Source organism: Hymenobacter metallilatus (assembly GCF_003944705.1).
Taxonomy (GTDB): domain Bacteria; phylum Bacteroidota; class Bacteroidia; order Cytophagales; family Hymenobacteraceae; genus Hymenobacter; species Hymenobacter metallilatus.
This window is the reverse complement of record NZ_RWIS01000032.1, coordinates 1-791: the sequence shown is the minus strand read 5'-3', so window position 1 is coordinate 791 and position 791 is coordinate 1. Positions and strand designations below refer to the sequence as shown.

The 791-nt window shown below is 54.2% G+C and carries 1 protein-coding gene; it reads left to right on the top strand.

What is annotated here, in order from left to right; translation table 11 throughout:
• Nucleotides 1–589: 589 nt before the first annotated feature.
• The coding region (locus tag EI290_RS23120) for an IS1/IS1595 family N-terminal zinc-binding domain-containing protein (protein ID WP_449404935.1) at nucleotides 590–791 on the top strand (202 nt) is incomplete at its 3' end.

The following is a 791-nucleotide window of genomic DNA, read 5'->3' as shown; positions in this document are numbered from 1 at the left end:
GAGAGTCGGTCGCCGCCAACCTTATCACGGCGAACTGCCCCGCTGCGTTTCCCTTCCCGGGGAAATGCGCGGGGCAGTTCCTGTTTTACCCCCCCACCAGCCAAAGCGGCGGAAGGAAAGGTAGGCTGAAGAAAAGGTAGACTAGGTAGGTCCGTGGGACTTCCCGTCAGCTTGCCCTGCTTAACTAGCGAAAGTAAGTAATGCGGTGTGGTTGTTACGGTGACACTACCTTTCCCTGGCTCCGCATACCAAGCGGTGTGCGGAGCCAGGGAAAGGTAGTAGAGGATCCAAGTGGTCAAGGCTGCTGCACATTCGCTTGATCAGTTAATTAAGGTGTGTTTGAAAACTTTAAAACGGTTATGCTGAGCTTGCCAAAGTATATTTCCCATTTCGGCAGACGGTTCAGCGGAAGCGGGAAAGATGTTTTGGCAAGCTCAGCAGGACGTTCAGCGAATTGCCAACGACTGTCCAGATACATCTTAAACGTATGAATTGCAAACAGAAAGGCCGGCTTAATCAAGCCGGCCTTTCTGTTTGCAACCTAGAAGATTTGGCGGTGGTCTAAAGGGTGGTTTTGCTATCTTGTGAGATGCTACACACGCCCCTCACCTGTGCTAAATGTGGGAGCACAGCCTTGCGCAAAAATGGTCATAGCCACGGTCACGCGAAGTACCTGTGCACGAGCTGCCGCCACCAGGCGGTATTCCAGCCAGCGGCCCCGCGCAAAGCGGCACAGTATGCGCAGGTAGAAAAGCTGCTCCTGGAGCGGGTCTTGCAGCGGGCCATCGTGC